Source organism: Undibacterium sp. RuRC25W (genome assembly GCF_049339825.1).
Taxonomy (GTDB): Bacteria; Pseudomonadota; Gammaproteobacteria; order Burkholderiales; family Burkholderiaceae_D; genus Undibacterium.
Genome location: NZ_JBMPPD010000097.1, coordinates 1 through 246, shown reverse-complemented (window position 1 = coordinate 246; position 246 = coordinate 1). Strand labels below are relative to the sequence as shown.

Here is a 246-nt window from a genome sequence, read left to right as displayed (position 1 = left end):
TGCTCACATCAAACAATTTAGGCGGGTTGCAACGCGATACGACAAACTCGCTGAACGATTTGCTTCATTTGTGGCAATTGCAGCTTCGATGCTTTGGTTAAAATAAATGTCAACACGCCCTAGATAAAAAATTCAGTCATTACAGTGCTCAATTCAAGCTATCCGTGCTTCAACATATGTGGAATGAGCAGAAGTCCTGTCGTGAGACGGCGATCTTGTTCGATATTCGGAATGTGGGTGTTTTAA

The 246-nt window shown here is 42.3% G+C and carries 1 pseudogene; it reads left to right on the top strand.

The window, feature by feature from the left end:
• Window positions 1-106, top strand: a pseudogene (locus ACO0KV_RS18455) (IS5/IS1182 family transposase); the annotation flags it as partial.
• Window positions 107-246 lie beyond the last annotated feature (140 nt).